The 24,794-nt window shown below is 74.1% G+C and carries 23 protein-coding genes and 1 riboswitch; of the genes, 21 read left to right on the forward strand and 2 right to left on the reverse strand.

Translation table 11 applies throughout. The features are described from left to right. The first annotated feature begins 79 nt into the window (after positions 1–79). From PVK74_RS02445 to PVK74_RS02515, 15 genes are all read left to right on the forward strand, one after another. Positions 80–1,093 (forward strand): quinone-dependent dihydroorotate dehydrogenase, encoded by a 1,014-nt coding sequence (locus PVK74_RS02445; RefSeq protein ID WP_043324949.1) that lies wholly within the window; start codon positions 80–82, stop codon positions 1,091–1,093. A 132-nt stretch (positions 1,094–1,225) separates the two neighbouring features. Next, positions 1,226–2,500, forward strand: a complete 1,275-nt coding sequence (locus PVK74_RS02450; protein ID WP_064448507.1) for an adenosylmethionine--8-amino-7-oxononanoate transaminase — start codon at positions 1,226–1,228, stop codon at positions 2,498–2,500. Between the two features lie 87 nt (positions 2,501–2,587). Further along, positions 2,588–3,427 (forward strand): orotidine-5'-phosphate decarboxylase, encoded by an 840-nt coding sequence (pyrF, locus tag PVK74_RS02455; protein ID WP_274478064.1) that lies wholly within the window; start codon positions 2,588–2,590, stop codon positions 3,425–3,427. Between the two features lie 175 nt (positions 3,428–3,602). Further along, a complete protein-coding gene (gene mihF, locus PVK74_RS02460; protein WP_013285515.1) occupies positions 3,603–3,920 on the forward strand; it encodes an integration host factor, actinobacterial type in 318 nt (105 codons plus the stop codon). 25 nt (positions 3,921–3,945) lie between these two features. Beyond that, positions 3,946–4,497, forward strand: a complete 552-nt coding sequence (locus PVK74_RS02465) for a guanylate kinase (RefSeq protein ID WP_187694059.1) — start codon at positions 3,946–3,948, stop codon at positions 4,495–4,497. 3 nt (positions 4,498–4,500) lie between these two features. Continuing rightward, the gene (rpoZ, locus tag PVK74_RS02470) at positions 4,501–4,767 is read left to right on the forward strand and encodes a DNA-directed RNA polymerase subunit omega (RefSeq protein ID WP_013285517.1); all 267 of its coding nucleotides are present in this window, start codon (positions 4,501–4,503) and stop codon (positions 4,765–4,767) included. 14 nt (positions 4,768–4,781) lie between these two features. Next, positions 4,782–5,990: a bifunctional phosphopantothenoylcysteine decarboxylase/phosphopantothenate--cysteine ligase CoaBC gene (coaBC, locus tag PVK74_RS02475; protein WP_113973138.1), complete on the forward strand. Its 1,209-nt coding sequence runs from the start codon at positions 4,782–4,784 to the stop codon at positions 5,988–5,990. An 82-nt stretch (positions 5,991–6,072) separates the two neighbouring features. Further along, positions 6,073–7,278 carry a methionine adenosyltransferase gene (gene metK / locus PVK74_RS02480; RefSeq protein WP_030502493.1) on the forward strand — a complete coding sequence of 402 codons (1,206 nt, stop codon included), beginning with the start codon at positions 6,073–6,075 and terminating at the stop codon, positions 7,276–7,278. 59 nt (positions 7,279–7,337) lie between these two features. After that, positions 7,338–9,284, forward strand: a complete 1,947-nt coding sequence (locus PVK74_RS02485) for a primosomal protein N' (RefSeq protein ID WP_210887312.1) — start codon at positions 7,338–7,340, stop codon at positions 9,282–9,284. A gap of 225 nt (positions 9,285–9,509) precedes the next feature. Beyond that, positions 9,510–10,490, forward strand: coding sequence for an AAA family ATPase (locus tag PVK74_RS02490; protein WP_113973136.1), 981 nt, complete (start codon positions 9,510–9,512; stop codon positions 10,488–10,490). Between the two features lie 94 nt (positions 10,491–10,584). Beyond that, positions 10,585–11,847 (forward strand): cytochrome P450, encoded by a 1,263-nt coding sequence (locus tag PVK74_RS02495; RefSeq protein ID WP_104114317.1) that lies wholly within the window; start codon positions 10,585–10,587, stop codon positions 11,845–11,847. A 42-nt stretch (positions 11,848–11,889) separates the two neighbouring features. Continuing rightward, positions 11,890–12,450 carry a peptide deformylase gene (gene def / locus PVK74_RS02500; RefSeq protein WP_043324943.1) on the forward strand — a complete coding sequence of 187 codons (561 nt, stop codon included), beginning with the start codon at positions 11,890–11,892 and terminating at the stop codon, positions 12,448–12,450. Positions 12,451–12,455: 5 nt separating this feature from the next. Continuing rightward, complete coding sequence (gene fmt / locus PVK74_RS02505) at positions 12,456–13,382, forward strand: methionyl-tRNA formyltransferase (RefSeq protein ID WP_064448545.1); 927 nt, start codon at positions 12,456–12,458, stop codon at positions 13,380–13,382. Next, positions 13,379–14,977 carry an RsmB/NOP family class I SAM-dependent RNA methyltransferase gene (locus PVK74_RS02510; RefSeq protein ID WP_274478066.1) on the forward strand — a complete coding sequence of 533 codons (1,599 nt, stop codon included), beginning with the start codon at positions 13,379–13,381 and terminating at the stop codon, positions 14,975–14,977. The genes fmt and PVK74_RS02510 overlap by 4 nt, the downstream gene beginning before the upstream one ends. A 224-nt stretch (positions 14,978–15,201) precedes the next feature. Then, positions 15,202–16,950, forward strand: coding sequence for a M28 family peptidase (locus tag PVK74_RS02515; RefSeq protein ID WP_069087683.1), 1,749 nt, complete (start codon positions 15,202–15,204; stop codon positions 16,948–16,950). 43 nt (positions 16,951–16,993) lie between these two features. Here the strand turns inward: PVK74_RS02515 and PVK74_RS02520 are convergent, their stop codons facing one another. After that, complete coding sequence (locus tag PVK74_RS02520; protein ID WP_043324941.1) at positions 16,994–17,884, reverse strand: septum formation family protein; 891 nt, start codon at positions 17,882–17,884, stop codon at positions 16,994–16,996. A 76-nt stretch (positions 17,885–17,960) separates the two neighbouring features. Then, positions 17,961–18,848 carry a septum formation family protein gene (locus PVK74_RS02525; RefSeq protein ID WP_043324940.1) on the reverse strand — a complete coding sequence of 296 codons (888 nt, stop codon included), beginning with the start codon at positions 18,846–18,848 and terminating at the stop codon, positions 17,961–17,963. Between the two features lie 261 nt (positions 18,849–19,109). Here PVK74_RS02525 and rpe point away from each other — a divergent pair, with 261 nt between their 5' ends. The 6 genes from rpe (at position 19,110) to PVK74_RS02555 (ending at position 24,794) form a co-directional block, all read left to right on the forward strand. Continuing rightward, a complete protein-coding gene (gene rpe, locus PVK74_RS02530) occupies positions 19,110–19,790 on the forward strand; it encodes a ribulose-phosphate 3-epimerase (RefSeq protein WP_043324939.1) in 681 nt (226 codons plus the stop codon). Position 19,791: 1 nt separating this feature from the next. Then, positions 19,792–20,748, forward strand: coding sequence for a response regulator (locus PVK74_RS02535; RefSeq protein WP_043324938.1), 957 nt, complete (start codon positions 19,792–19,794; stop codon positions 20,746–20,748). A gap of 73 nt (positions 20,749–20,821) precedes the next feature. After that, positions 20,822–20,994, forward strand: a riboswitch (FMN riboswitch). A gap of 168 nt (positions 20,995–21,162) precedes the next feature. Beyond that, positions 21,163–22,224: a bifunctional diaminohydroxyphosphoribosylaminopyrimidine deaminase/5-amino-6-(5-phosphoribosylamino)uracil reductase RibD gene (gene ribD / locus PVK74_RS02540; RefSeq protein ID WP_043324937.1), complete on the forward strand. Its 1,062-nt coding sequence runs from the start codon at positions 21,163–21,165 to the stop codon at positions 22,222–22,224. 1 nt (position 22,225) lies between these two features. Beyond that, a complete protein-coding gene (locus tag PVK74_RS02545; protein WP_064448497.1) occupies positions 22,226–22,837 on the forward strand; it encodes a riboflavin synthase in 612 nt (203 codons plus the stop codon). Next, positions 22,837–23,532: a nicotinamide riboside transporter PnuC gene (gene pnuC, locus PVK74_RS02550; RefSeq protein ID WP_030502479.1), complete on the forward strand. Its 696-nt coding sequence runs from the start codon at positions 22,837–22,839 to the stop codon at positions 23,530–23,532. Before PVK74_RS02545 ends, pnuC begins: the two co-directional genes overlap by 1 nt. Then, positions 23,529–24,794 carry a bifunctional 3,4-dihydroxy-2-butanone-4-phosphate synthase/GTP cyclohydrolase II gene (locus tag PVK74_RS02555; protein WP_113973134.1) on the forward strand — a complete coding sequence of 422 codons (1,266 nt, stop codon included), beginning with the start codon at positions 23,529–23,531 and terminating at the stop codon, positions 24,792–24,794. The genes pnuC and PVK74_RS02555 overlap by 4 nt, the downstream gene beginning before the upstream one ends.

The raw sequence follows: 24,794 nt of genomic DNA on the forward strand, positions 1-24,794 counted from the left end.
TGAGGTTGGCGGCGATGTGGATCTCCAAATCCGTCGCCAACCTCATGATCAACGGGGAGAGCGGGCGGGGGGCCGGGGCGTGATCTTCGAGAAGGTGGTGCGGCCCCGGCTGTTCTCGCTCGCGGGCGGGGACGCCGAGGGGGCGCACGAGTGGACCCTGGAACGGCTCGCGGCGGTGTCGCGGCAGCCGGCCGTTCTCGCGGCGCTGCGACGGGCGTACTTCCGGTCCGCGCCGCGCACCGTGTTCGGGGTGCGCTTCCCCAACCCGGTCGGGCTGGCCGCCGGGATGGACAAGAACGGACTCGCGTTGCCCGCCTGGCCGGCGCTCGGCTTCGGCTTCGTCGAGGTCGGCACCGTGACCGCGCACGCCCAGCCGGGCAATCCCCGGCCCCGGCTGTTCCGGCTGCGCGACAGCGAAGCGGTGATCAACCGGATGGGCTTCAACAACGCGGGCGCGGCGGCCCTCGCCGACCGGCTGGCGGCGTTGCCGCGCCCGCTCGGCGTACCGCTGGGCATCTCGCTCGGCAAGTCCAAGGTGACCCCGTTGGACCAGGCGGTCGAGGACTATCTCGACTCCTACCGGGCGCTCAAGGGACACGGTGACTACTTCGCCGTGAACGTGTCCTCACCGAACACCCCGGGGCTGCGCTCGCTTCAGGACCGGTCCCACCTGGACGCGCTGCTGGCCGCGCTGGTGGGGGAGAAGCCGGTGCTGGTGAAGATCGCCCCGGACCTCACCGAGCCGGCCGTGGCCGAGCTGCTGGAGGTCTGCCTCGACCGGGGCGCCGCCGGGGTCATCGCCACCAACACCACGCTCGCCCGGGACGGGCTGGCCCCGGCCGACCGGGCGCGCGGCGCGGAGACGGGCGGCCTGTCCGGCCGGCCGCTGACCGTACGGGCCCGGGAGATGGTCGCCTTCGTGCACCGGGAGACCGGCGGGCGGCTGCCTGTGATCGGCGTCGGCGGCATCCTCGACCCGGACGACGCGACGCGCATGTTCGACGCCGGCGCGTCCCTGGTCCAGCTCTACACCGGCTTCATCTACCGCGGCCCCGCCCTGACGAGAGCCATAACCCGGACCACCCACCCCTGACCCACCCCTCTCTTCCTCGCGATCTTGCACTCGCGGCCCCGGCACACCCCCTCATTCCGGGCGCGGCAGGGGCAGCAACCGCAAGATCGCGGGGGAAGAGAGGGGGCGGCGGGGAGGGGTGAAGGAGGAGACGTGACGCCTGAGGAGATTCTGGACGCGGACCGGCGGCACGTGTGGCATCCGTACGCCGCGATGCCCTCCGCCGGCGCGCCGTACGTCGTGGACAGCGCGCAAGGGGTGCGGCTGCGGCTGGCGGACGGGCGGGAGCTGGTCGACGGCATGTCGTCGTGGTGGGCGGCGATCCACGGCTACCGGCACCCGGCGCTCGACGCCGCGGTGACCGGCCAGCTCGGGCGGATGAGCCACGTGATGTTCGGCGGGCTCACCCACGAGCCGGCGGTACGCCTGGCGCGCACGCTCGTCGAGCTGACCCCGGACGGCCTGGAACACGTCTTCCTGGCCGACTCCGGCTCGGTGAGCGTCGAGGTCGCGGTGAAGATGTGCCTGCAGTACCAGCGGGCGCGGGGACGCCCGCAGCGCCGCCGGCTGGGCACCTGGCGGGGCGGCTACCACGGTGACACGTTCCACCCGATGAGCGTCTGCGACCCGGAGGGCGGCATGCACCACCTCTGGGGCGACGTGCTGCCCCGGCAGGTGTTCGCGCCGGCGCCGCCGTCCGGCTTCGACGCGCCGCCGGACCCGGCGTACGAGGCGGCTCTGGTGGACGCCGTGGAGCGGCACGCCGACGAACTGGCCGCGGTGATCGTCGAGCCGGTGGTCCAGGGCGCCGGCGGGATGCGGTTCCACCACCCGCACTATCTGCGTGTGCTGCGCGAGGTGACCCGGAAGCACGGCATCCTGCTGGTCTTCGACGAGATCGCCACCGGCTTCGGCCGGACCGGGAGGATGTTCGCCGCCGAGCACGCCGGGGTGGCCCCGGACGTGCTCTGCGTCGGCAAGGCGCTCACCGGCGGGTACCTGACGCTGGCCGCGGCGCTCTGCACGCCCGAGGTGGCACGGGCGATCTCCGCCGACGGGGTGCTGGCGCACGGACCGACGTTCATGGGCAACCCGCTCGCCTGCGCGGTCGCCAACGCCTCCCTGGAGCTTCTGCGGGCCGGGGACTGGGCCGGCCGGGTGGCGGGGATCGCCGAGGGCCTGCGGGCCGGCCTGGCGCCGTTGCGCGGCGCGCCCGGCGTGGCCGACGTACGGGTGCTCGGCGCGATCGGGGTGGTGCAGCTCGACCACGAGGTGGACCTGCCCCGGGCGACCGCCGCCGCGGTGGCGCAGGGGGTGTGGCTGCGCCCGTTCCGGGATCTCGTCTACACCATGCCGCCGTACGTCTGCGACGCCGCGGACGTGGCACGGATCGCGGCCGGGGTGGCCGCGGCGGTGAAGGCCGGCTGAGCCCGGCCGAGTTCGACAGGGCGCGACGGGAAGGCCGTCGCCGGACACGCCCAGGCGGCCCGGGGCCGCGGGGAGAGGAGAGACGCGATGGAGACGTTCGGCGCCCGACTGCACCGGGCCGTGGCGGAGCGAGGGCCGCTGTGCGTGGGGATCGATCCGCACCCCGGGTTGCTGGCCGGCTGGGGGCTGACCGACGACGTCGACGGACTCGACCGGTTCTGCCGCACCGTGGTGGAGGCGATCGGGGACCGGGTGGCCGTGGTCAAGCCGCAGTCGGCGTTCTTCGAGCGCTTCGGCTCGCGCGGCGTCGGGGTGCTTGAGTCAACTATCCGACAGTTGCGAGATCTGGGAGCGCTCGTTCTGCTTGACGTGAAGCGCGGCGACATCGGCTCGACGGTGGCCGCGTACGCGTCGGCGTACCTCGATCCATCCAGCCCGATGTATGTCGATGCGGTGACCGCGAGCCCCTACCTGGGAGTAGGTTCACTCGCGCCGATGTTCTCCACCGCAGCCGAGCACGGTGGCGGGGTCTTCGTCCTGGCCCTCACCTCGAACCCGGAGGGCGCCTCCGTGCAGCGTGCCGTCGGGGCCGACGGGCGCACCGTCGCGCAGACCGTGATCGACGAGATTTCCCAGCTCAACCGGGGTGCGGAGCCGCTCGGAAGCTTCGGTCTGGTGGTCGGCGCGACGGTCGGCGAGACCGGTCACGACCTCGGCTCGGTGAACGGTCCGCTGCTCGCTCCGGGCCTGGGCGCGCAGGGCGGCACGCCCGCCGGGTTGCGCACCGTCTTCGGCGCCGCGCTGCCGTCGGTGCTCCCGTCGTACTCCCGGGAGGTGCTCGGCGCGGGACCGGACCCGGACGCTCTGCGCGCCGCCGCCGACCGGGCGCTGGCCGAGTGCCGGAGCACCCTGGACGCCGTAGGCTGACTGACGGCTCGGTCACTTTCCGTTGATCATCGCGCGCCCACGTTGCCGAAATCTCCGTTGACCGCTAGTTTTCCCCGCGCTGGGAACCACGGACCCCTTTGGTTGCCAGCGACACCACGTTTCACAGATGCGGTGGGGCGCTCCGCCCGCCGTACTAGGGACCTGAGGAGAACTGGTGCCGCTCCCGTCACTGACCCCCGAACAGCGCGCTGCCGCGCTGGAGAAGGCCGCGGAGATCCGCAAGGCCCGCGCTGAGCTGAAGGAGCAGCTCAAGCAGGGCAAGACCACCCTCGCCACCGTCCTCGAGCGGGCCGAGTCCGACGACGTCGTGGGCAAGCTGAAGGTTTCGGCCGTGCTCCAGGCGATGCCGGGCATCGGCAAGATCCGGGCCACCCAGATCATGGAGAAGCTCAAGATCGCGGACAGCCGTCGCCTGCGCGGCCTCGGCGAGCAGCAGCGCAAGGCTCTGCTCGGGGAGTTCGCCGCGAACTGAACGGCCCGCCGTGTAGAAACAAGCGGTGAGCACGGATGACGAGGCGCGCTCGGCGGCTCGGCTCACTGTCCTGTCCGGTCCCTCCGGGGCCGGCCGGAGCAGTGTGGTCGAGGCGGTCCGGGCGCGCCTTGCGTCTGTCTGGGTGCCGGTGGTCGCCACCACCCGGCCGCCGCGCCCCGACGAGCGGGACGGCGTGGACCGCGTCTTCCTCGACGCGCCCGCCTTCGACCAGCTGATCGCCGCCGGGGAACTGCTGGAGTGGTGCCGGATCGGGCCGTACCGCCGGGGGGTGCCCCGGGCCGAGGTACGGGCGCGGCTCGCCGCGGGCCGGCCGGTGCTGCTGCCGCTGGACCTGGGTGGCGCGCTCGCGGTACGGGCGGCGGCGCCCAGCGCCCGGCTGGTGCTGCTCGCGCCGCCGGCGTACCGGGCCGACCCGGACGTCGCGGCCCTCTTCGCCCACGCCGTGGCACACGACCACACCGAGCGCGCCGCGGCGGAGCTGGTAGGATTGCTCGGTTCGTCCTTCCTGGCTCCGGCCCGACCGCCCGCGGGCGGCGCACGAGACGCAGAGGTTTAATTCGTGGGATCCATCGCCACCAACCCCGAGGGCATCACCAACCCGCCGATCGACGAGCTGCTCGAGAAGACCACCTCGAAGTACGCGCTGGTCATCTTCGCCGCCAAGCGCGCCCGTCAGGTCAACGCCTACTACAGCCAGCTCGGTGAGGGCCTGCTGGAGTACGTCGGCCCGCTGGTGGAGACCACCCCGCAGGAGAAGCCGCTCTCCATCGCCATGCGCGAGATCAACGCGGGCCTGCTCACCGCTGAGCCGACCGACCAGCCGTAACCGCGCCCGCGCCGATGCCCGCCGAGATCGTCCTCGGGGTCGGCGGCGGCATCGCGGCCTACAAGGCATGTGAGCTGCTCCGGCTCTTCACCGAGTCGGGTCACCGGGTCCGGGTGGTGCCGACCGCCTCGGCGCTCCGTTTCGTCGGGGCGCCGACCTGGGCGGCCCTGTCCGGCCAGCCGGTGGCCGACGACGTCTGGTCTGACGTGCACGAGGTGCCGCACGTGCGGCTCGGGCAGCACGCCGACCTGGTCGTGGTCGCCCCGGCCACCGCTGACCTGCTCGCCAAGGCCGCCCACGGCCTCGCCGACGACCTGCTCACAAACACGCTGCTGACCGCGCGCTGCCCGGTGCTGCTGGCGCCGGCCATGCACACCGAGATGTGGGAGCACCCGGCGACCGTGGCGAACGTGGCCACGCTGCGCTCGCGCGGCGTCCGGGTGATCGAGCCGGCCGTGGGGCGGCTCACCGGGCGGGACACCGGCAAGGGCCGGCTGCCCGACCCGGCGGAGATCTTCGCGGTGGCCCGCCGGGCCCTGGCCCGCGGCGTCGAGGCCGAGGCCGACCTGGCCGGCCGGCACGTGGTGGTCACCGCCGGGGGCACCCGCGAGCCGCTGGACCCGGTCCGGTTCCTGGGCAACCGGTCCTCCGGCAAGCAGGGGTACGCGTTCGCCCGCGCCGCTGTGGCCCGGGGCGCCCGGGTGACGCTGGTCGCGGCGAACGTGGCGCTGCCCGATCCGGCCGGGGTGGACCTGGTCCGGGTGGGCACCACCGAGGAGCTGCGCACGGCGACGCTGGCGGCGGCCGTCGACGCGGACGCCGTGGTGATGGCCGCCGCGCCCGCCGACTTCCGGCCGGCCAGCTACGCCACCGGGAAGATCAAGAAGTCGGACGACGGTGTCGCGCCGACCATCGAGCTGGTCACCAACCCGGACATCGCCGCCGAGCTGGGTCGCGTCCGCCGCCTCGGCCAGGTGCTGGTGATCTTCGCCGCGGAGACCGACGACGCGGAGGCCAACGGCCGGGCCAAACTGGCCCGCAAGGGAGCCGACATGATCGTCGTCAACGAGGTCGGCGTGGACAAGGTCTTCGGCGCCGACACCAACGCGGCCACCGTGATCGGCGCCGACGGCGCCGTGCACCGGCTGGCCGAGCAGCCCAAGGAGGCCCTGGCCGACGCCGTCTGGGACCTCGTCTGTCCGCGGTTGCCGTCACGTTCCTGACGGTTGGTCGGCCCGCGTTCAGGGGGTCGCGGCGGAACGAGGATGGCTAAACTGCCGCCGAGCGACCTTTAAAAGTCTTCACATGCTTAGGAGTGCCGTGACACGTCTCTTCACGTCCGAATCGGTCACGGAGGGCCACCCGGACAAGATCGCCGACCAGATCAGTGACGGCATTCTCGACGCGCTGCTCGCCCAGGACCCGCACAGCCGGGTCGCGGTGGAGACCTTGATCACCACCGGTCAGGTGCACGTGGCCGGTGAGGTGACCACGAAGGCGTACGCCGACATCCCCACCATCGTCCGGGAGACCATCCTCGGCATCGGCTACGACTCGTCGAAGAAGGGCTTCGACGGCGCGTCCTGCGGCGTCAGCGTGTCCATCGGAGCCCAGTCGCCGGACATCGCCCAGGGCGTCGACAACGCCTTCGAGCTGCGTACCGGCGGGTCGGAGAGCGCGCTGGACGCGCAGGGCGCCGGTGACCAGGGCATGATGTTCGGCTTCGCCTGCTCCGAGACGCCCGAGCTGATGCCGCTGCCGATCGCGCTGGCGCACCGGCTGGCGCGCCGGCTCGCCACGGTCCGCAAGGACGGCACCATCCCCTACCTGCGGCCGGACGGCAAGACCCAGGTGACCATCGAGTACGACGGGCTGCGCCCGGTCCGGCTCAACACCGTCGTCGTGTCCAGCCAGCACGCGGCCGACATCTCGCTGGAGTCGCTGCTCACCCCGGACATCCGGGACCACGTCATCACCCCGGAGCTGGAGGGCCTCGGCCTGGAGACCGAGGGCTACCGGCTGCTGGTCAACCCGACCGGGCGCTTCGAGATCGGCGGCCCGATGGGTGACGCCGGCCTGACCGGCCGGAAGATCATCGTGGACACCTACGGCGGGTACGCGCGCCACGGCGGCGGCGCGTTCTCCGGCAAGGACCCCTCGAAGGTCGACCGCTCGGCCGCGTACGCGATGCGCTGGGTGGCCAAGAACGTGGTCGCCGCCGGGCTGGCCGAGCGGTGCGAGGCGCAGGTCGCGTACGCGATCGGCAAGGCCCACCCGGTGAGCCTGTTCATCGAGACGTTCGGCACCGAGACGGTGCCGGTCGCCTCGATCGAGAAGGCCGTCGCCGAGGTGTTCGACCTGCGCCCGGCCGCCATCATCCGGGACCTGCACCTGCTCCGCCCGATCTACCAGCAGACCGCCGCGTACGGCCACTTCGGCCGGGAGCTGCCGGACCTGACCTGGGAGGGCACCGACCGGGCCGCCGACCTCAAGTCGGCCGCGGGAGCCTGACCGCCGCCACGCGCCGCGACCGGCGACCCGCGCAGGGGTCGCCGGTCGCGCGCGTCTGCGTGGACGTGCCCCTGCCGCACCTGGACCGCCCGTTCGACTACCTGGTGCCGGAGGCGCTCGACGCCGAGGCGCAACCGGGGGTACGGGTGAAGGTGCGCTTCGCCGGGCAGCTGGTCGACGGCTGGCTGCTGGAGCGCGCCGAGTCCTCCGCGCACCCGAAACTGGCGTACCTGGAGAAGGTCGTCTCGCCGGTGCCGGTGCTCTCCCCGGAGGTGGCCCGGCTGGCCCGCGCGGTCGCCGACCGGTACGCGGGCAGCCTCGCCGACGTGCTGAGGCTGGCGGTGCCGCCCCGGCACGCCCGCGCCGAGAAGGCCGTCACCGCCGACGCGGACGCGCCCGCCGACCCCGACGCGCCCGCCGACGCGGACGCCAGGCCGGGTGGCCGGGCGGAGGTGGACCCGCGCGGCTGGCGGGACTACCCGGCCGGGCCGGCGCTGCTGCGGGCGCTCACCGACGGCCGGCCCGCCCGCGCGGTCTGGTCGGCGCTGCCGGGGGAGGACTGGGCCGACCGGTACGCCGACGCGGTGGCCGCCACCGTGGCCGGTGGCCGGGGCGCAGTGGTCGTGGTGGCCGACGCCCGTGACCTGGACCGGCTCGACGCCGCCCTGACCGCCGTCCTCGGCGCGGGGCGGCACGTGCGCCTCACCGCCGCCGACGGCCCGGCCCGCCGCTACCGGGCGTTCCTGGCCGCCCGGCGCGGCGACGTGGCAGTGGTGATCGGCACCCGGGCGGCCATGTTCGCCCCGGTGGAGCGGCTCGGCCTGGTGGCGATCTGGGACGACGGCGACGACCTGCACGCCGAGCCCCGCGCGCCCTACCCGCACGCCCGGGACGTGCTGCTCACCCGGGCGCAGCTCGGCGACGCCGCCGCCCTGGTCGGCGGGTACGCCCGCAGCGCCGAGGCGCAGCTGCTGGTGGAGACGTCCTGGGCCCGGGAGGTGGTGGCCGACCGGGCGGTGGTGCGCGCGCGTACCCCGGCCATGGCGCCCACCGGCGACGACCCGCAACTGGCCCGCGATCCCGGCGCGGCCTCGGCGCGGCTGCCGAGCCTGGCCTGGACCAGCGCCCGGGACGCGCTGCGCGCGGACCTGCCGGTGCTGGTGCAGGTGCCGCGCCGGGGTTACGTGCCGTCGGTGGCCTGCGCCGACTGCCGGACCCCGGCCCGCTGCCCGCACTGCGCCGGGCCGCTCGCGCTGCCCTCGGCGCAGGGCACGCCCGCCTGCCGCTGGTGCGGCCGGGTGGCCGCCGCGTACGCCTGCCCGGAGTGCGGTGGGCGGCGGCTGCGCGCCTCGGTCACCGGCGCCCGGCGCACGGCCGAGGAGCTGGGCCGGGCGTTCCCGGGCGTGCCGGTGCGGACCTCGGGGCGGGAGGAGGTGCTCGCCACGGTGCCGGGCGGGGCCGGGCTGGTGATCGCCACGCCGGGCGCCGAGCCGGTGGCCGACGGCGGCTACGGCGCGGTGCTGCTGCTCGACTCCTGGGCGCTGCTGACCCGGGCCGACCTGCGGGCCGGTGAGGAGGCGCTGCGGCGGTGGATGGCCGCCGCCGCGCTGGCCCGGCCCGGTACGGCCGGCGGGCGGGTGGTGGTGGTCGCGGACGGCGCGCTCGCGCCGGTGCAGGCGTTGCTGCGCTGGGACTCCGCCTGGTTCGCCGCCCGCGAGCTGGCCGAGCGGCGCGAGCTGGGCTTCCCCCCGGCGGTGCGGATGGCGAGCGTCACCGGCGTCGCCGAGGCGGTCAGTGACCTGCTGGACGGCGCCCGGCTGCCGGACGGCGCCGAGGTGCTCGGGCCGGTGCCGGCCGACGAGGGCCGGGAGCGGATGCTCGTGCGGGTGCCCCGGTCCCGGGCCGCCGCGCTGGCCGAGGCGCTGCACGCCGCCGCCGGCCAGCGCAGCGCCCGCAAGGCGGCCGATCCGGTACGCCTGCAGGTCGATCCGCTCGTGCTGTTCTGACCGGCCGCCGCCGCGTGACACTGCGCACGCGGCCCCTCGCGCACGGTCGTGAGCTGGGGTTTGCCGCACACCTGGTCCGGCAATTGGGTAGCGGGCGGTGATAGCATCGCCCGTCATGCCCAGCCGCGCGGTTTCCCCGCGCGGGACGCGGCGCGGCGGGTGCCAGAGCACGTCGGGCCGACACTCGATGTCGTCAGTCAGCCGGTGAGCAGGGGTGGACCAGTCGTGACCGTTCGTCAGTCGATCGTCTTCAACGGTGACCTCGGCAGTGGCAAGAGCACCGTGTCCGTCGAGATCGCCAAGCGGCTGGGGCTGCGCCGGGTCAGCGTCGGCGACCTCTACCGCCAGATGGCCCAGGAGCGGCAGATGACCGCTCTGCAGCTCAACCTGCACGCCGAGCTGGACCAGGCGGTCGACGGCTACGTCGACCAGCTCCAGCGCGACATCGCCGCCTCCGGCGAGTCGCTGGTCATGGACTCCCGCCTGGCCTGGCACTTCTTCACCGACGCGCTCAAGGTGCACATGATCACCGAGCCGACCGAGGCGGCCCGGCGCGTGCTGGCCCGCCCGTCCGGCCCGGCCGAGAGCTACACCTCGCTGGAGGAGGCGCGGACCAAGCTGCGCGAGCGCAGCGAGAGCGAGCGGGGCCGGTTCATCGTCCGCTACGGGGTCGACAAGGCCCGCCTGCGCAACTACGACCTGATCTGCGACACCACCCGGGCCAACCCGGAGCAGGTCATCCAGCACGTCATCGACGTCTACGAGGGCCGCCTCGGCGCGGACGTGCTGCGCGCCGGTCAGCCGCTGCTGCTGCTCGACCCGACCCGGGTCTACCCCACCGAGGACGTGTCCGCGCTGCGGGGCCTGTGGGACGCCGACCTCGCCGCCGAGCTGGCCGAGAGCGGTGAGGAGCCGGAGCCGCTGAGCATCGGCTACACCGGCGAGTACTTCTTCGTCGTCGACGGGCACCGGCGGCTCAGCTCGGCGGTGCGCGCCGGCCTGCCGATGGTCCCCGCCCGGCTGGTCGCCGAGGTGGACGAGCCGGTGGTCGGCGGGATGAGCGCCGTCGACTTCTTCACCACGCAGGCCCGGCCGGGGCTGATCCACGACTGGGAGGACGCCCACGGCATCACGCTGCCGCTGCCCGAGCATGCGCTGCTCGACGGCGGCCCGGTGCTGGCCGGGGAGCCGGGCGCGGGCGCCTGACCGCGGTGGATACCGCCGTGTCGCCGTGACGGGTTGACCACCCTCGGGCGGCGCGGAGCATGATGGGGGTCTCCGACGCCTGGGGAGGCGGACCGTGGATCCTGCCGACGCGCTCGCGCTGCTGATGTCCCCCGAGGGTCGTGTCGACCCCTACCCGACGTACGAGCTGCTGCGCGCACACGGCCCGGTGGTCCAGGCCGGCCCGGTCTTCTTCGTGGTCACCGGGTACGCCGAGGCCGACGCGATCCTGCGCGACGCCCGGTTCGGGGTGCTGGACGACGCGCTGCGCGACCAGTTCATGCCCGGCTGGCGGGAGAGCCCGGCGATTCTGTCGATCTCCCGGTCGATGCTGCGCACCAACCCGCCCGACCACAGCCGGATGCGGCGGCTGGCGGCGGGCGCGTTCACCCCGCGCCGGATCGCCGCCATGCACGACGTGGTGCGGGCGCAGGCCGACGAGCTGGTCGACGCGATGCTCGCCGCCGAGGGGCCGGTCGACTTCATGGCCGGGTTCGCGTACCCGCTGCCGGTCGGGGTGATCTGCGCGCTGCTCGGCGTGCCGGCGGCGGACCGGCCGTTGTTCCGGCGCTGGGCCACCGACCTGACCGGCGTGCTGGAACCGGAGATCACCGAAGAGGAGCTGGCGGTCGCCGACCGGGGCGCGAGCGAGTTGCGCGCCTACTTCACCGAGCTGGTGTCGGCGCGCCGCCGGGCGCCGGCCGACGACCTGACCAGCGCGCTGGTGCAGGCGCACGACGGCGGTGACCGGCTCTCCGGCGACGAGTTGCTGGCCAACCTGATCGTGCTGCTGGTGGCCGGCTTCGAGACCACCACCAACCTGCTCGGCAACGGCCTGGTGGCGCTGCTGGAGCACCCGCGCGCGGCGGCGACGCTGGCCGAGCACCCGGAGTTCGCCCCCGGGTACGTCGACGAGCTGCTGCGCTACGACTCGCCAGTGCAGCTCACGTCCCGGATGAGCACCGCGCCGGCCCGGTACGGCGACGTCGACCTGCCGCCGGAGAGCTGGGTGATCGTGATGCTCGGCGCGGCCAACCGTGATCCGCGCCGCTATCCGGAGCCGGCGCGCTTCGACCCGTGGCGTCCGCAGGTCCACCCGCTGTCCTTCGGCGCCGGGCCGCACTACTGCCTCGGCGCGGCGCTGGCCCGGCTGGAGGCGCAGGTGGCGTTCCCGCTGCTGCTGCGCCGGCTGCCCGGCCTCGCCGTGGCGGGCCGGCCCGAGCGGCGCGTCCGGCTCACGCTTCGTGGTCACGCCACGCTGCCGGTGCGCGTCGGCCGGGAGGCGTCCCCGGTCACCGTTCCCGGTACGCCACCCGGGGCGGCCGGGCCGACTCCGTAGACTGGACGCGCATCGTTCGACCCAGACAAGGAGCCACGCCGAGTGACCGTCCAGCCCATCCGTCTGTTCGGCGATCCGGTGCTGCGCACGCCGGCCGACCCGGTCGTCGACTTCGACGCCGAGCTGCGCAAGCTGATCGCCGACCTGACCGACACGATGCGCGAGCAGAGCGGCGCCGGCCTCGCCGCGCCGCAGCTCGGGGTGGGCCTGCGGGTGTTCACCTTCGACGTCGACGACGTCCTCGGCCACCTGGTCAACCCGGTGCTGGAGTTCCCCGACGAAGAGGAGCAGGACGGCCCGGAGGGCTGCCTGTCCATCCCCGGGCTCTACTTCGACACCAAGCGCCGGCAGAACGTGATCGCCAAGGGCTTCAACGGCTACGGCGACCCGTTGCAGATCGTCGGCACCGGCCTGATGGCCCGCTGCGTGCAGCACGAGACCGACCACCTCGACGGCGTGCTCTTCGTCGACCGGCTCGACCCGGCCGGCCGCAAGGAGGCCATGAAGGCGATCCGGCAGGCCGAGTGGTACGACCAGGCCGCCCCGCCCACGGTCAAGCTCAGCCCGCACGCCGCCGGCAACCCGTTTGGCCTGGGGCGGTGACCCGGATGCGCCTGGTCTTCGCCGGCACGCCGGCCGTCGCCGTACCGGCCCTGGACGCGATCGCCGCCTCCGGGCACGAGTTGCTCGCCGTGGTCACCCGCCCCGACGCCCCGGCCGGGCGCGGCCGGGGGCTGGTCCGCTCGCCCGTGGGCGCGTGGGCCGACGCGCACGGCGTCGAGGTGCTCACCCCGGCCCGCCCGCGCGAGCCGGAGTTCCTCGACCGGCTGCGCGAGCTGGCGCCGGACTGCGTACCGGTGGTCGCCTACGGCGCGCTGGTGCCGCCGGTGGCGCTGGAGATCCCCCGGCACGGCTGGATCAACCTGCACTTCTCGCTGCTGCCCGCCTGGCGCGGCGCCGCGCCGGTCCAGCACGCCGTGCTGCACGGCGACGAGGTGACCGGGGCCAGCGTCTTCGAGCTGGAGGAGGGGCTGGACACCGGCCCGGTCTACGGCACGGTCACCGACGAGATCCGCCCCGCCGACACCTCCGGCGACCTGCTGGAGCGGCTCGCGCACTCCGGCGCCGGGCTGCTGGTCGCGGTGCTCGACGCGATCGGCGCCGGCACCGCCCGCGCCGTGCCGCAGCCGGTCGACGGCGTCTCGCTCGCCCCGAAGCTGACGGTGGAGGACGCCCGGGTCCGCTGGGGCGACCCCGCGTTCGCGGTGGACCGGCGCGTCCGCGCCTGCACGCCCGCGCCCGGCCCGTGGACGACGTTCCGCGACGACCGGGTCAAGCTCGGTCCGGTCACGCCGGTGGCCGACGGCCCGGAGCTGAAGCCGGGGGAGCTGCACGTGACGAAGTCCGGTGTGCTCGTCGGCACCGCCACCACGCCGGTGCGCCTCGGCGAGGTGCGCGCCGCAGGCAAGAAGGCCATGCCCGCCGGCGACTGGGCGCGCGGCGCCCGGGTCACCGCCGGCGAGGTGTTCGCGTGACGGGGCCGTCGCGTCCGGACCGGCCCGTCGAGGGCGAGCGTCAGCGGGGGTACGGCGACCGCCAGCGCGCCGGTGACCGGCCTGGTGGCGAGCGTCAGCGCGGCGACGAGCGGTTCGGCGACCGGCAGCGTTCCGACCGGCAGCGTTCCGACCGGCAGCGCTCCGAGCGGCCCGGCGGCGACCGGCGCGGCGGGGACCGGTTCGGTGGCGACCGACGGGGCGGGCGTCCCGTCCGTCCGGCCGTGGACCTGCCCCGGCAGGTCGCCTACGAGGCGATCGCGGCGGTGCACCGCGACGACGCGTACGCCAACCTGGTGCTCCCGGCGATGCTGCGCGAGGCGGGGCTGACCGGCCGGGACGCCGCGTTCGCCACCGAGCTGACCTACGGTACGCTGCGGCACACCGGCACGCTCGACGCGATCGTGACCGACGCGGCCGGGCGGGACGTGCAGCGCATCGACCCGCCGGTGCGCGACGCGCTGCGGCTCGGGGCGTACCAGATCCTGCACATGCGGGTGCCCGCGCACGCCGCGGTGTCGTCCACCGTGGACCTGGTCCGGTCGGTGGGGCCGGGCGCGACCGGGTTCGCCAACGCGGTGCTGCGGGAGATCACCAGCCGGGACGCCGACGCCTGGGTGGCCAAGCTCGCCCCGGCGCAGGAGACCGACCCGGTCGGGCACCTCGCGCTGGCGTACAGCCATCCGCAGTGGATCGTGCGGTCGTTCGCCGAGGCGCTCGGCGGCGACATGGGCGAGACGACCCGGCTGCTCATCGAGGACAACGAGCGCCCGCCGGTGCACCTGTGCGCCCGGCCGGGCCTGGCCGACCCGGTGGCGCTGGCCGACGAGGTGGGCGGCGCGCCCGGCGCGTTCTCGCCGTACGCGGTCTATCTGCCCGGCGGCGCGCCGGGCGACCTGGCGGCGGTGGCCGACGGCCGCGCGCACGTGCAGGACGAGGGCTCCCAGCTGGTGGCGGACGCGCTGGCGGCGGCGCCGCTGGACGGCCCGGACGGCCGGTGGCTGGATCTGTGCGCCGGCCCGGGCGGCAAGTCCGGTCTGCTCGGCGCGCTGGCCGCGACGCGGGGCGCGCGGCTGACGGCGGTCGAGGTGGCCGAGCACCGGGCGCGGCTGGTGGAGCAGGCCACCCGTGGGCTGCCGGTGACCGTGCTGAACACCGACGGGCGCAGCGTGGGCAGCGACCCGAAGCTGCCGGAGGGGCACTTCGACCGGGTGCTCGTCGACGCGCCGTGCACCGGGCTGGGCGCGCTGCGCCGCCGGCCGGAGGCGCGATGGCGTCGCCAGCCGTCGGACCTGCCGCCGCTGACCCGGTTGCAGCGTGAGCTGCTGACCGCCGCGTTGCGGGCGGCCCGGCCGGGTGGCCTGGTCGCGTACGTGACGTGTTCGCCGCACGTGGTGGAGACGCACGTGACGGTGACCGAGGCGGCCCGGCGCTGCGGCCTCGGCGTCGATTTCGTCGACGCGCGGCCGCTGCTGCCGGCCGGCATGCCGGGCCTGGGGGACGGCCCCACGGTGCAGCTGTGGCCGCACCGTCACGGCACCGACGCCATGTTCCTGGCGGTCCTGCGCCGGAACTGACCCACCTCTCGCAGTCGACCAAGGAGTTCGTGTCCGCCGTGCCCGGACACGAACTCCTTGCTCGTCATGCGGAGAAATGGGGAGCGATGGAGCGTGTGCGGCATCCCGGTGGGGGGAGGGGGCCGGTGGGATGTGACAGCCCGTTGACTGTCTGATCGATGCATGTAACTGTTTCGACCACCGGTCCCGGCACCCCGCCCGCCGAACCCCCACGAGGAGTCTCCATGAGACGCAGAACGCCGACCACGAGCCTCGCGCTCGCCCTCGTCGCCACCCTGACGACGGCGAGCCTGGCCGGCACCGCCTCCGCCGCGCCCGCGCCGGCCGCCGCCCCCGCCCCGGCCGTCGCCGCGCTCGCCGCGCCGGACGTCTCCCTCAGCAACATCCAGGCCCACCTCACCCAGTTCAACTCCATCGCCACCAGCAACGGCGGCAACCGGCGCGCCGGCTCGGCCGGCTACACCGCGTCGGTCAACTACGTGAAGGGCAAGCTCCAGGCGGCCGGCTACACGGTCACCGAGCAGAACTGCTCCACCTGCACCTACCCGGGCAACAACCTGATCGCCGAGTGGCCGCAGGGCCCGTCGGACCAGGTCGTCATGTTCGGCGCGCATCTGGACGGCGTGGCCGCCGGGCCGGGCATCAACGACAACGCCTCCGGCTCGTCGGTGCTGCTGGAGAACGCGCTGGTGCTGGCCGCGCAGAACCCGACCATGACCAAGCGGGTCCGGTTCGCCTGGTGGAACGGCGAGGAGCAGGGCCTGCAGGGCTCCAAGCACTACGTCAACCAGCTCAGCTCCACCCAGCGCGGCTACATCAAGGGCTACTACAACTTCGACATGGTCGGCTCGCCCAACGGCGGCTACTTCATCAACCGGATCACCTCGGCCACCGCGGCGCCGCTGAAGGCGTACTGGGACTCGTTCGGCATCTCGCCGGAGGAGAACACCGAGGGTCAGGGCCGCTCCGACGACTACTCGTTCGCCAACGCCGGCATCCAGACCTCCGGCTACGCGGCGGGCGCCAGCTACACCAAGACGTCGGCGCAGGCCAGCAAGTGGGGCGGCACCGCGGGCGCGGCGTACGACGGCTGCTACCACCGCTCCTGCGACAACACCAGCAACATCAACACGACCATTCTGAACCGGGCCGCGGACGGCGTCGCGTACACGATCTGGGCGCTCGCGGTCGGCGGCGGCACACCCGCCAACGACTTCTCCGTCTCGGTGAGCCCCACCTCCGGCAGCGTCGCCCGGGGCGGCTCCACCACCGCCACCGTCAGCACCGCCACCACCTCCGGCAGCGCGCAGACCGTGGCGCTGTCCGCCAGTGGCGCCCCGAGCGGCGTGTCGGTGAGCTTCAGCCCGTCCTCGGTCACCTCGGGCGGCTCGTCCACCATGACCGTCAGCGCCTCGTCGACGGCCACCACCGGCACGTTCACGCTCACCGTGACCGGCACCGGCTCGGCCACCCGCACCGCCAGCTACACGATCACCGTGACCGGCGGGAGCGGCGGCTGCACCGGCGGCCAGCTCATCGGCAACAGCAGCTTCGAGTCCGGCACCACGCCGTGGACGGCCAGCTCCGGCGTGATCACCAACAGCTCCAGCCAGGCGGCCCGCACCGGGTCGTACAAGGCGTGGCTGAACGGGTACGGCTCCTCGCGTACCGACACGCTGTCCCAGTCGGTCACGCTGCCGTCCGGGTGCAGCAGCTACACGTTCTCGTTCTGGCTGCACATCGACTCGGCCGAGACGACCAGCTCGACCGCGTACGACAAGCTCACCGTGCAGGTCGGCTCGACCACGCTGGCCACGTACTCGAACCTGAACAAGGCCACCGGCTACACCCAGCGCACCTTCAACCTGGCCGCGTACGCCGGGCAGACGGTCACGCTGAAGTGGACCGGGGTCGAGGACTCGTCGTTGCAGACCAGCTTCGTCGTGGACGACGTGACGCTGCAGGTCGGCTGAGCGGACACGGGCGGGGTGGGCGCCGGCCCGCCCCGCCCGTGGCTCAGGTGATCGGCAGCGCCTTGGCGCCCGCGCCCTTCACCGAGCGGGTCAGCGTCCGGTCGGAGACCCAGAGGAAGCACTGCACGCCCCGGTCGCCGTCGCGCCACTGCTCCGCGTACGGGTGGTAGATGATGGTGCCGGCCCGGTACTGCATGTTGCCGTCGTCGGGCAGCTTCGCGTACTTGGCGATCAGCCCGCGGCACGCCTTGTGCGTACGCAGCGGGGTGCGCTCGAACTCGGCGTAGCTGATGTCCGGCGCCTGGTAGACGCCGACGAACTCGGCGTGGTGCTTCGCGGTGCAGGCCACCGGCCGCATCTCCTGCACGTCGTCCTTGCTCATCTTCGGGTTGAAGCAGCCCAGCGCCAGCTTCGAGCCGGGCTTCAGCGCGCCCCGCAGGCTGCCGGTGCGCTCGGCCACGTCGCCCTGGTCCAGGTCGGTCACCTCGGCGACGTCGCAGCGGTACCAGCGGGCCCCGCCGGACCAGGCGAGCGCCGAGGGGAAGACCACCGACAGCCGCAGCCGCCCGGAGCGCCAGTCCCCGCCGAGGGCCTGGGTGACCTGGCGGGCGCAGTCGCCGTGCGCGGCGCGCATACCGGCCGAGCCGGTGCGCGGCGGGGCGGAGCGCTCCGCCTCCGGGCCGCTCATCGTGCCGACGTGCAGCGTCTCGGCGCGGTGGGTGGCGGCGCAGTCGACCGGCTGGTAGCCGCTGAGGTAGCCGACGTCGGCGACGGTGGGGTGACAGGCCCCGGTGCTCGGCACGAAGCCGACCGGCGCGGCGAACGCGGGCCAGTCGTCGGTCAGGTCGCGGTCCACTCCGGCCGGCGCGGCGCAGCCGCCGAGCGCCAGCGCCGCCACCGTTGACACGGTGACCGCCACCCACAAACGCCGCATCGCGACCGACCTCCCCGTGCGTCCGGAGCCGACCGGCCCCCCGGTACGCCTCGGCGGTGCAGCATACGGCAGCCGATCAGGTCACCGGGAGCCCCTCAGGACCGGCGCCGCGCACCGATCGGTTGAGCTTGCGGTCGTCGCTCCACAGGAAACAGCGCACCCCCCGGTCGCCCTCCTCCCACTCCCGCTGCGACGGTGGGTAGTAGATGGACCCGGCCCGGTACGGCAGCTCGGCGTTGTCCGGCACCTCGGCGAACTGGGCGATCAGCGTCATGCAGCGCCGGTGCGTGGCGGGCGCGCCCTTGGTGAACTCCGCCCAGCTCATGTCGCGTTCCTCGTACACGCCGACGAACTCTGCGCGGTGCGGCTCGGTGCAGAGCACCGGGGCCATGTAGTTGAGGTTCTTGCCGATCAGCTTCGGGTCGAAGCACCTGTGCACGAGCGGGTTGTCGCCGACCAGCGCGCCGCGCAGGCTGCCGACCCGGTTGATCGGACGGGTGTTGTCGATGCTGTCGGTCTCGGCCAGGTCGCAGCGGAACCAGCGCGCGCCGGCGCCCCAGGCGGCCACCGTCGGCAGCGCGATGTTCAGCGTGAGCCGGGCGGCGTGCCAGTCCCCGCCGATCATCTCCCGGGCGCTCCGGTCGCACTCGGCGCGCGCGGTCCGCAGCGCCGGGGTGCCCGGCTCGGGGCGGTCGCCGAGCGTCTCCGGCCCGGTGAACGTGCCGACGTGCACCGTCTCGGCCAGGTGGCTGCCCGCGCAGTCGACGGTCTCGTACGTGGCGGCGGCCACCACCGTGGTGAGCCGGGGCAGGCACGCGTCTGTCGCCGGTACGAACAGCCGCGGCGCCGGCAGCGCCGCCCAGTCGTCGATCAGGTCGCCATCGGCCCGGTGTGTCTGAGCGCAGCCGGCGAGCACCGCAGTCGCGGCGCCGGCCAGCGCGAGCACGTGGAGCCACCGTCGCATCGTCCGCCCCTTCCGGGAGAGATGGCAGCCGGTCGCCATAGGCCCGACCGGCGTCCCCCGCGCCCGGGCGTGCAGCATACGTGACCGTCCCTGTAGGAGTTTCGTCATCTTTCAATCGATCGGCTAGTCACCGACGACTATTCGTGCCGTTTTCCGCTCCGGACGGCCCGATGGTGCACCACGGGTGACGGAAGGCTCACCACCTGTCGCTCCGGGAGCCGTGCCGCGACCTCCGGATCACCGCGTTCGTACACTGGCCCGGTGACCGTACCGCCGCCGATCGTCGCGCCGAGCATCCTGGCCGCCGATTTCGCCCGCCTCGCCGACGAGGTCCGTGCCGTGGAGCCCGCCGCCGACTGGCTGCACGTCGACGTCATGGACAACCACTTCGTGCCCAACCTGACCATCGGGCTGCCGGTGGTGCAGAGCCTGCGCGCCGTGACCGAGATCCCGTTCGACGTGCATCTGATGATCACCGATCCGCGCCGCTGGGCGCCCGGGTACGCCGACGCCGGGGCGTACAACGTCACGTTCCACGCCGAGGCGTGCGACGACCCGGTGGCGCTGGCCAAGGATCTGCGCTCGGCCGGGGCGAAGGCGGGCCTGGCGATCGACCGGGACACCCCGATCGAGCCGTACCTGGAGCTGCTGCCGAGCTTCGACACGTTGCTGATCATGACGATCAAGGCCGGTTTCGGCGGCCAGCGGTTCCTGCCGCAGCTGCTGGACAAGGTGCGCGCCGCCCGCCGGCACGTCGACAGCGGCCACCTGGAGCTGCGCATCGAGGTCGACGGCGGCATCGCCGCGGACACCATCGAGCAGGCCGCCGCGGCCGGGGCCGACGCGTTCGTCGCGGGCACCGCCGTCTACGGCGCCGACGATCCCGCGGAGGCGGTACGCCGCCTGCGGGGCCTGGCGGAACGTGCGATGACCGGGGCCTGAGATGGACGCGGCCGGCGAGCGCCCCGACGTCATCCTGGTCGTCGACGACGACGAGGACATCGCCCGCTTCGTCGAGTTCAACCTGCGCCTGCACGGTTTCGAGGTGCTGCACGCCAGTGACGGCCAGGAGGCGCTGGAGATCATCGAGCGGCAGCGGCCCGACCTGGCGGTGGTGGACCTGATGATGCCGCGCGTCGACGGCCTGGAGCTGACCCGGCGGCTGCGCGCCGACCCGATGACCTCCGCGCTGCCGGTGATCATGCTGACCGCCAAGGGGATGACCCAGGACAAGGTCAACGGGCTCAGCGTCGGCGCCGACGACTACCTGGTCAAGCCGTTCGACACGCTGGAGCTGGTGGCCCGGGTCAACTCCACGCTGCGGCGCAACAAGGAGTTCCGCGAGGTCTCGCCGCTGACCGGCCTGCCCGGCAACAGCCGGATCCGGCGGGAGATCAGCGACCGGGTCCGCAACGGCGTCGACTACGCCGTGGGCTACATCGACATCGACCGGTTCAAGAGCGTCAACGACCGGTACGGCTTCGTGCGCGGCGACGAGTTCATCTCGGCGCTGGCCCGCAGCCTGCACCGGGCGGTGGTGTCGATCGGGCTGCCGCCGGCGTTCCTCGGGCACGTCGGCGGCGACGACTTCGTGATCGTCTGCGCGCCCAGCCAGGTCCGGCCGCTGACCAGCCGGGCCGTTGTCGACTTCGAGAAGGCCGCGGACGCGCTCTACGACGCCACCGACCGGGAACGCGGCTTCGTCGAGCTGAAGGACCGGCGCGGCAACATCCGCCGCGCCGCGCTCGTCACGCTCTCCATCGGGGTGTCGCTGTCCGATTCCGGCAAGCGGTTCACCGACCCGCTGGAGGCCATCGCGGTGGCCTCGGAGATGAAGACGGTGGCCAAGAGCCAGCCCGGCTCGTACGTGGCGGTGGACCGCCGGCGCGGCGTCACCTGAGCGCTCCTGTGAGGTAGCTCGCCTCTGTGGCGCGCACCCGGCCGGAACGTGTAAGACTTCCCGTATACCCACCACGCGCTGGCGGGGCTCGGTGAAATTCCGAACCGGCGGTGATCCACGGTCCGACCGTGGTAAGCCCGCGACCCGGACGGCTTCGGCCGGACGGTGGACCTGGTGAGAATCCGGGGCCGACGGTTGGGGTGCGGCTCGTCCGCCCCCAGACAGTCCGGATGGGAGACAGCGCGCGGAACGGGGGAGGCCCCTGCCGGCCGCTGAGCACCCTCAGCCGCCGCGTGGGCTCCCCGGGGTCGGCGACGCCGTCCCCGGGTTCTCCGCCGCCGCGTGTCCGCGGCTTTGTGGCCGCTGCTCCCGAACCCGCCCGCGCGCGACCGGCGAGCGGGAGGACAGACGGCCATGGCGAGCGTCTCCGTCGACGAGGCGATGCGTCGTGCCATCGAACTGGCCGCGCGCGGCCTCGGCGCCACCAGCCCCAACCCGGTCGTCGGCTGCGTGCTGCTCGACACCGACGGCGAGGTCGTCGGCGAGGGCTTCCACGCCTACGCCGGCGGCCCGCACGCCGAGATCGTCGCGCTGGCCCAGGCCGGCGCCCGCGCCCGCGGCGGCACCGCTGTGGTCACCCTGGAGCCCTGCGACCACACCGGCCGCACCGGCCCCTGCAGCCACGCGCTCATCGCCGCCGGGGTGGCCCGCGTCGTGGTCGCCGTGCCCGACCCCAACCCGGTCGCCTCCGGCGGCGCGGCCACGCTGCGCGCCGCCGGGGTCCAGGTGACCCTCGGGGTACGCGCCCAGGAGGCCGAGGCCGGCAACGTCGCCTGGCTCACCTCGATGCGCCGGGGCTGGCCGTACCTGATCTGGAAGTACGCGGCCACGCTCGACGGGCGTTCGGCCGCCGCCGACGGCACCAGCATGTGGATCACCTCCGAGGCGGCCCGGATCGACGTGCACGCGCTGCGCGGCACCGTCGACGCGGTGCTCGCCGGGGTGGGCACCGTGCTCACCGACGACCCCCGGCTCACCGCCCGCAACCTGCGCGACGGCACCCTGGCCATCCGGCAGCCGCTGCGGGTCGTGGTGGACAGCTCGGGGCGTACCCCGGCCGAGGCCCGGGTCCGCGACGGCGCCGCCCGCACCTGGGTGGCCACCGCCGCGGAGGTCGGCGCCGGGCCGGACGGCCGGGTCGACCTGGCGGCGCTGCTCGCGGAGCTGCACCACCGCGGCGTGCGGGCCGCGCTGCTGGAGGGCGGGCCGACGCTGGCCGGCGCGTTCCTCGCCGCCGGCCTGGTCGACAAGATCGTCGGGTACGTCGCGCCGAAGCTGCTCGGCGCCGGCCCGACCGCGCTGCTCGACGCCGGCGTGAGCACCATCGCCGACGCCATCGATCTGGAGATCACCGACGTTACGCGGGTCGGTCCCGACCTGCGGATCACCGCGCTGCCCCGGAAGAGGGAGGCCTGACATGTTCACCGGCATCGTCGAGGAGCTGGGCGAGATCGTCCGGAGCACCGAGACCGGCGACGACTCCGCCCTGGTCGCCATCCGTGGCCCGCTCGTCACCTCGGACGCCCGGCACGGCGACTCCATCGCGGTGAACGGCGTCTGCCTGACCGTTGTCGACGTCGACGGCGGTGTGTTCACCGCCGACGTGATGGGCGAGACGCTGCGCCGCACCGCGCTGGGGGCGCTGCGCCCCGGCGACCCGGTCAACCTGGAACGCGCCGCCGCGCTCAACAGCCGCCTCGGCGGGCACCTGGTGCAGGGCCACGTCGACGGCGTCGGCGAGATCGTCGCCCGGGAGCCGGCCGCGCAGTGGGAGACCGTCCGGTTCCGGCTGCCCGACGGGCTGGCCCGGTACGTGGTGGAGAAGGGCTCGATCACCGTCGACGGCGTGTCGCTGACCGTCGCCGAGGCGGGCGACGACTGGTTCTCGGTCGGCCTGATCCCCACCACGCTCAAGCTCACCGTGCTCGGCACGAAGCAGGTCGGCGACCCGGTCAACCTGGAGGTCGACGTGCTGGCCAAGTACGTCGAACGGCTGCTCGGCGACCGCGGCGCGGGAAGCGTGCGGTGATGGGCCCGCTCGGCTGGCTGCTCGACGCCCAGGTGCACGTGGCCGGCTCGCCGGTGCTGGTCCGGGAGATCGTCGGCAACGGCTTCGGGCTCGCCTCGGCGCTGCTCGGGCTGCGCCGGGTGGTGTGGGCCTGGCCGGTCGGCATGATCGGCAACGCGCTGCTGCTCACCGTGTTCCTCGGCGGCGTCTTCGTCACCCCGCAGGCGCACGACCTCTACGGCCAGGCCGGCCGGCAGGTCTTCTTCTTCGCCGTCAGCGTGTACGGCTGGTGGCGCTGGTCGCGCAACCGGCGTGCCGGTGGCGGGGACGAGCCGGCCGTGGTGCCGCGCTGGGCCACCTGGCCGGAGCGGCTCGGCCTGCTCGTGGCCGCCGTCGTCGGCACCGCCGCCGCGTACCCGGTGCTCGCCGCGCTCGGCTCGTGGGGGCCGCTGCCTGATGCCTGGATCCTGGTCGGCAGCCTGCTCGCCACGTACGGCATGGCCCGCGGCTGGGTCGAGTTCTGGCTGATCTGGATCGCCGTCGACGCGGTCGGCGTACCGCTGCTGCTGCGCGGCGGCTTCTACCCGTCGGCCGCCATGTACCTGGTCTACGGCGCGTTCTGCGCGGCCGGCCTGTACAGCTGGTGGCGCACCTCCCGGGCCGTCGCGACCGCGCCCGCCCCGATCCCGGCGACGTACTCGGAGGCAGTGGCATGACCACTTTCGGATCGATCGAGCAGGCGGTGGCGGACATCGCCGCCGGGCGCCCCGTGGTCGTGGTCGACGACGAGGACCGCGAGAACGAGGGCGACCTGATCTTCGCGGCCGAGCTGGCCACCCCGGAGCTGGTCGCGTTCATGGTCCGCTACACCTCCGGCTACATCTGCGTGCCGCTGACCGAGGACGAGTGCGACCGGCTCGACCTGCCGCCGATGCACCACACCAACCAGGACCGGCGCGGCACCGCATACACCGTGACGGTGGACGCCCGGGAGGGCGTCAGCACCGGCATCTCGGCCGCCGACCGGTCGCACACCATCCGGCTGCTCGCCGACGCCGCCACCGACCCGACCGACCTGGCCCGGCCCGGCCACGTGGTGCCGCTGCGCGCCCGCGCCGGCGGGGTGCTGCGTCGACCCGGGCACACCGAGGCGGCGGTGGACCTGACCCGGATGGCCGGGCTGCGCCCGGCCGGGGTGCTGTGCGAGCTGGTGAACGACGACGGCACCATGATGCGCCTGCCGGACCTGGAGAAGTTCTGCGCCGAGCACGGCCTGACGCTGGTCACCATCGCGGATCTGATCGCCTACCGGCGGCGCACCGAGAAGCAGGTCGAGCTGGCCGCCGAGGCCCGGATGCCCACCCCGTACGGCGTGTTCAAGGCGCTCGGCTACCGCGCCGAGCACGACCCGGCCGAGCACGTCGCGCTGGTCATGGGCGACCTCGGCGACGGGCGGGACGTGCTGGTGCGGGTGCACTCCGAGTGCCTCACCGGCGACGTGTTCGGCTCGCTGCGCTGCGACTGCGGGCCGCAGTTGCAGGCCGCGCTGGCCCGGGTCGCGGCCGAGGGCCGCGGCGTGGTCCTCTACGTGCGCGGGCACGAGGGCCGGGGCATCGGCCTGCTGCACAAGCTGCAGGCGTACCAGCTCCAGGACCAGGGCCGCGACACCGTGGACGCGAACCTCGACCTGGGCCTGCCGGCGGACGCCCGCGACTACGGCACCGGCGCGCAGATCCTCTACGACCTGGGCGTCCGCTCGATGCGGCTGCTGACGAACAACCCGGCCAAGCGGGCCGGGCTGGAGGGGTACGGGCTCACCGTGACCGGCCGGGAGGGGCTGCCCGTGCGGTCCAACCCGGAGAACGTGCGCTACCTGCGCACCAAGCGGGACCGGATGGGTCACCTGCTGGACGGACTGGACGAGGTGACCGAGGCGCCGATGGGCCGCCCGGTCGCCGGTGACGAGATCGGAGCGTAG

Source organism: Micromonospora chalcea (assembly GCF_028768405.1).
GTDB classification, from domain to species: domain Bacteria; phylum Actinomycetota; class Actinomycetes; order Mycobacteriales; family Micromonosporaceae; genus Micromonospora; species Micromonospora chalcea.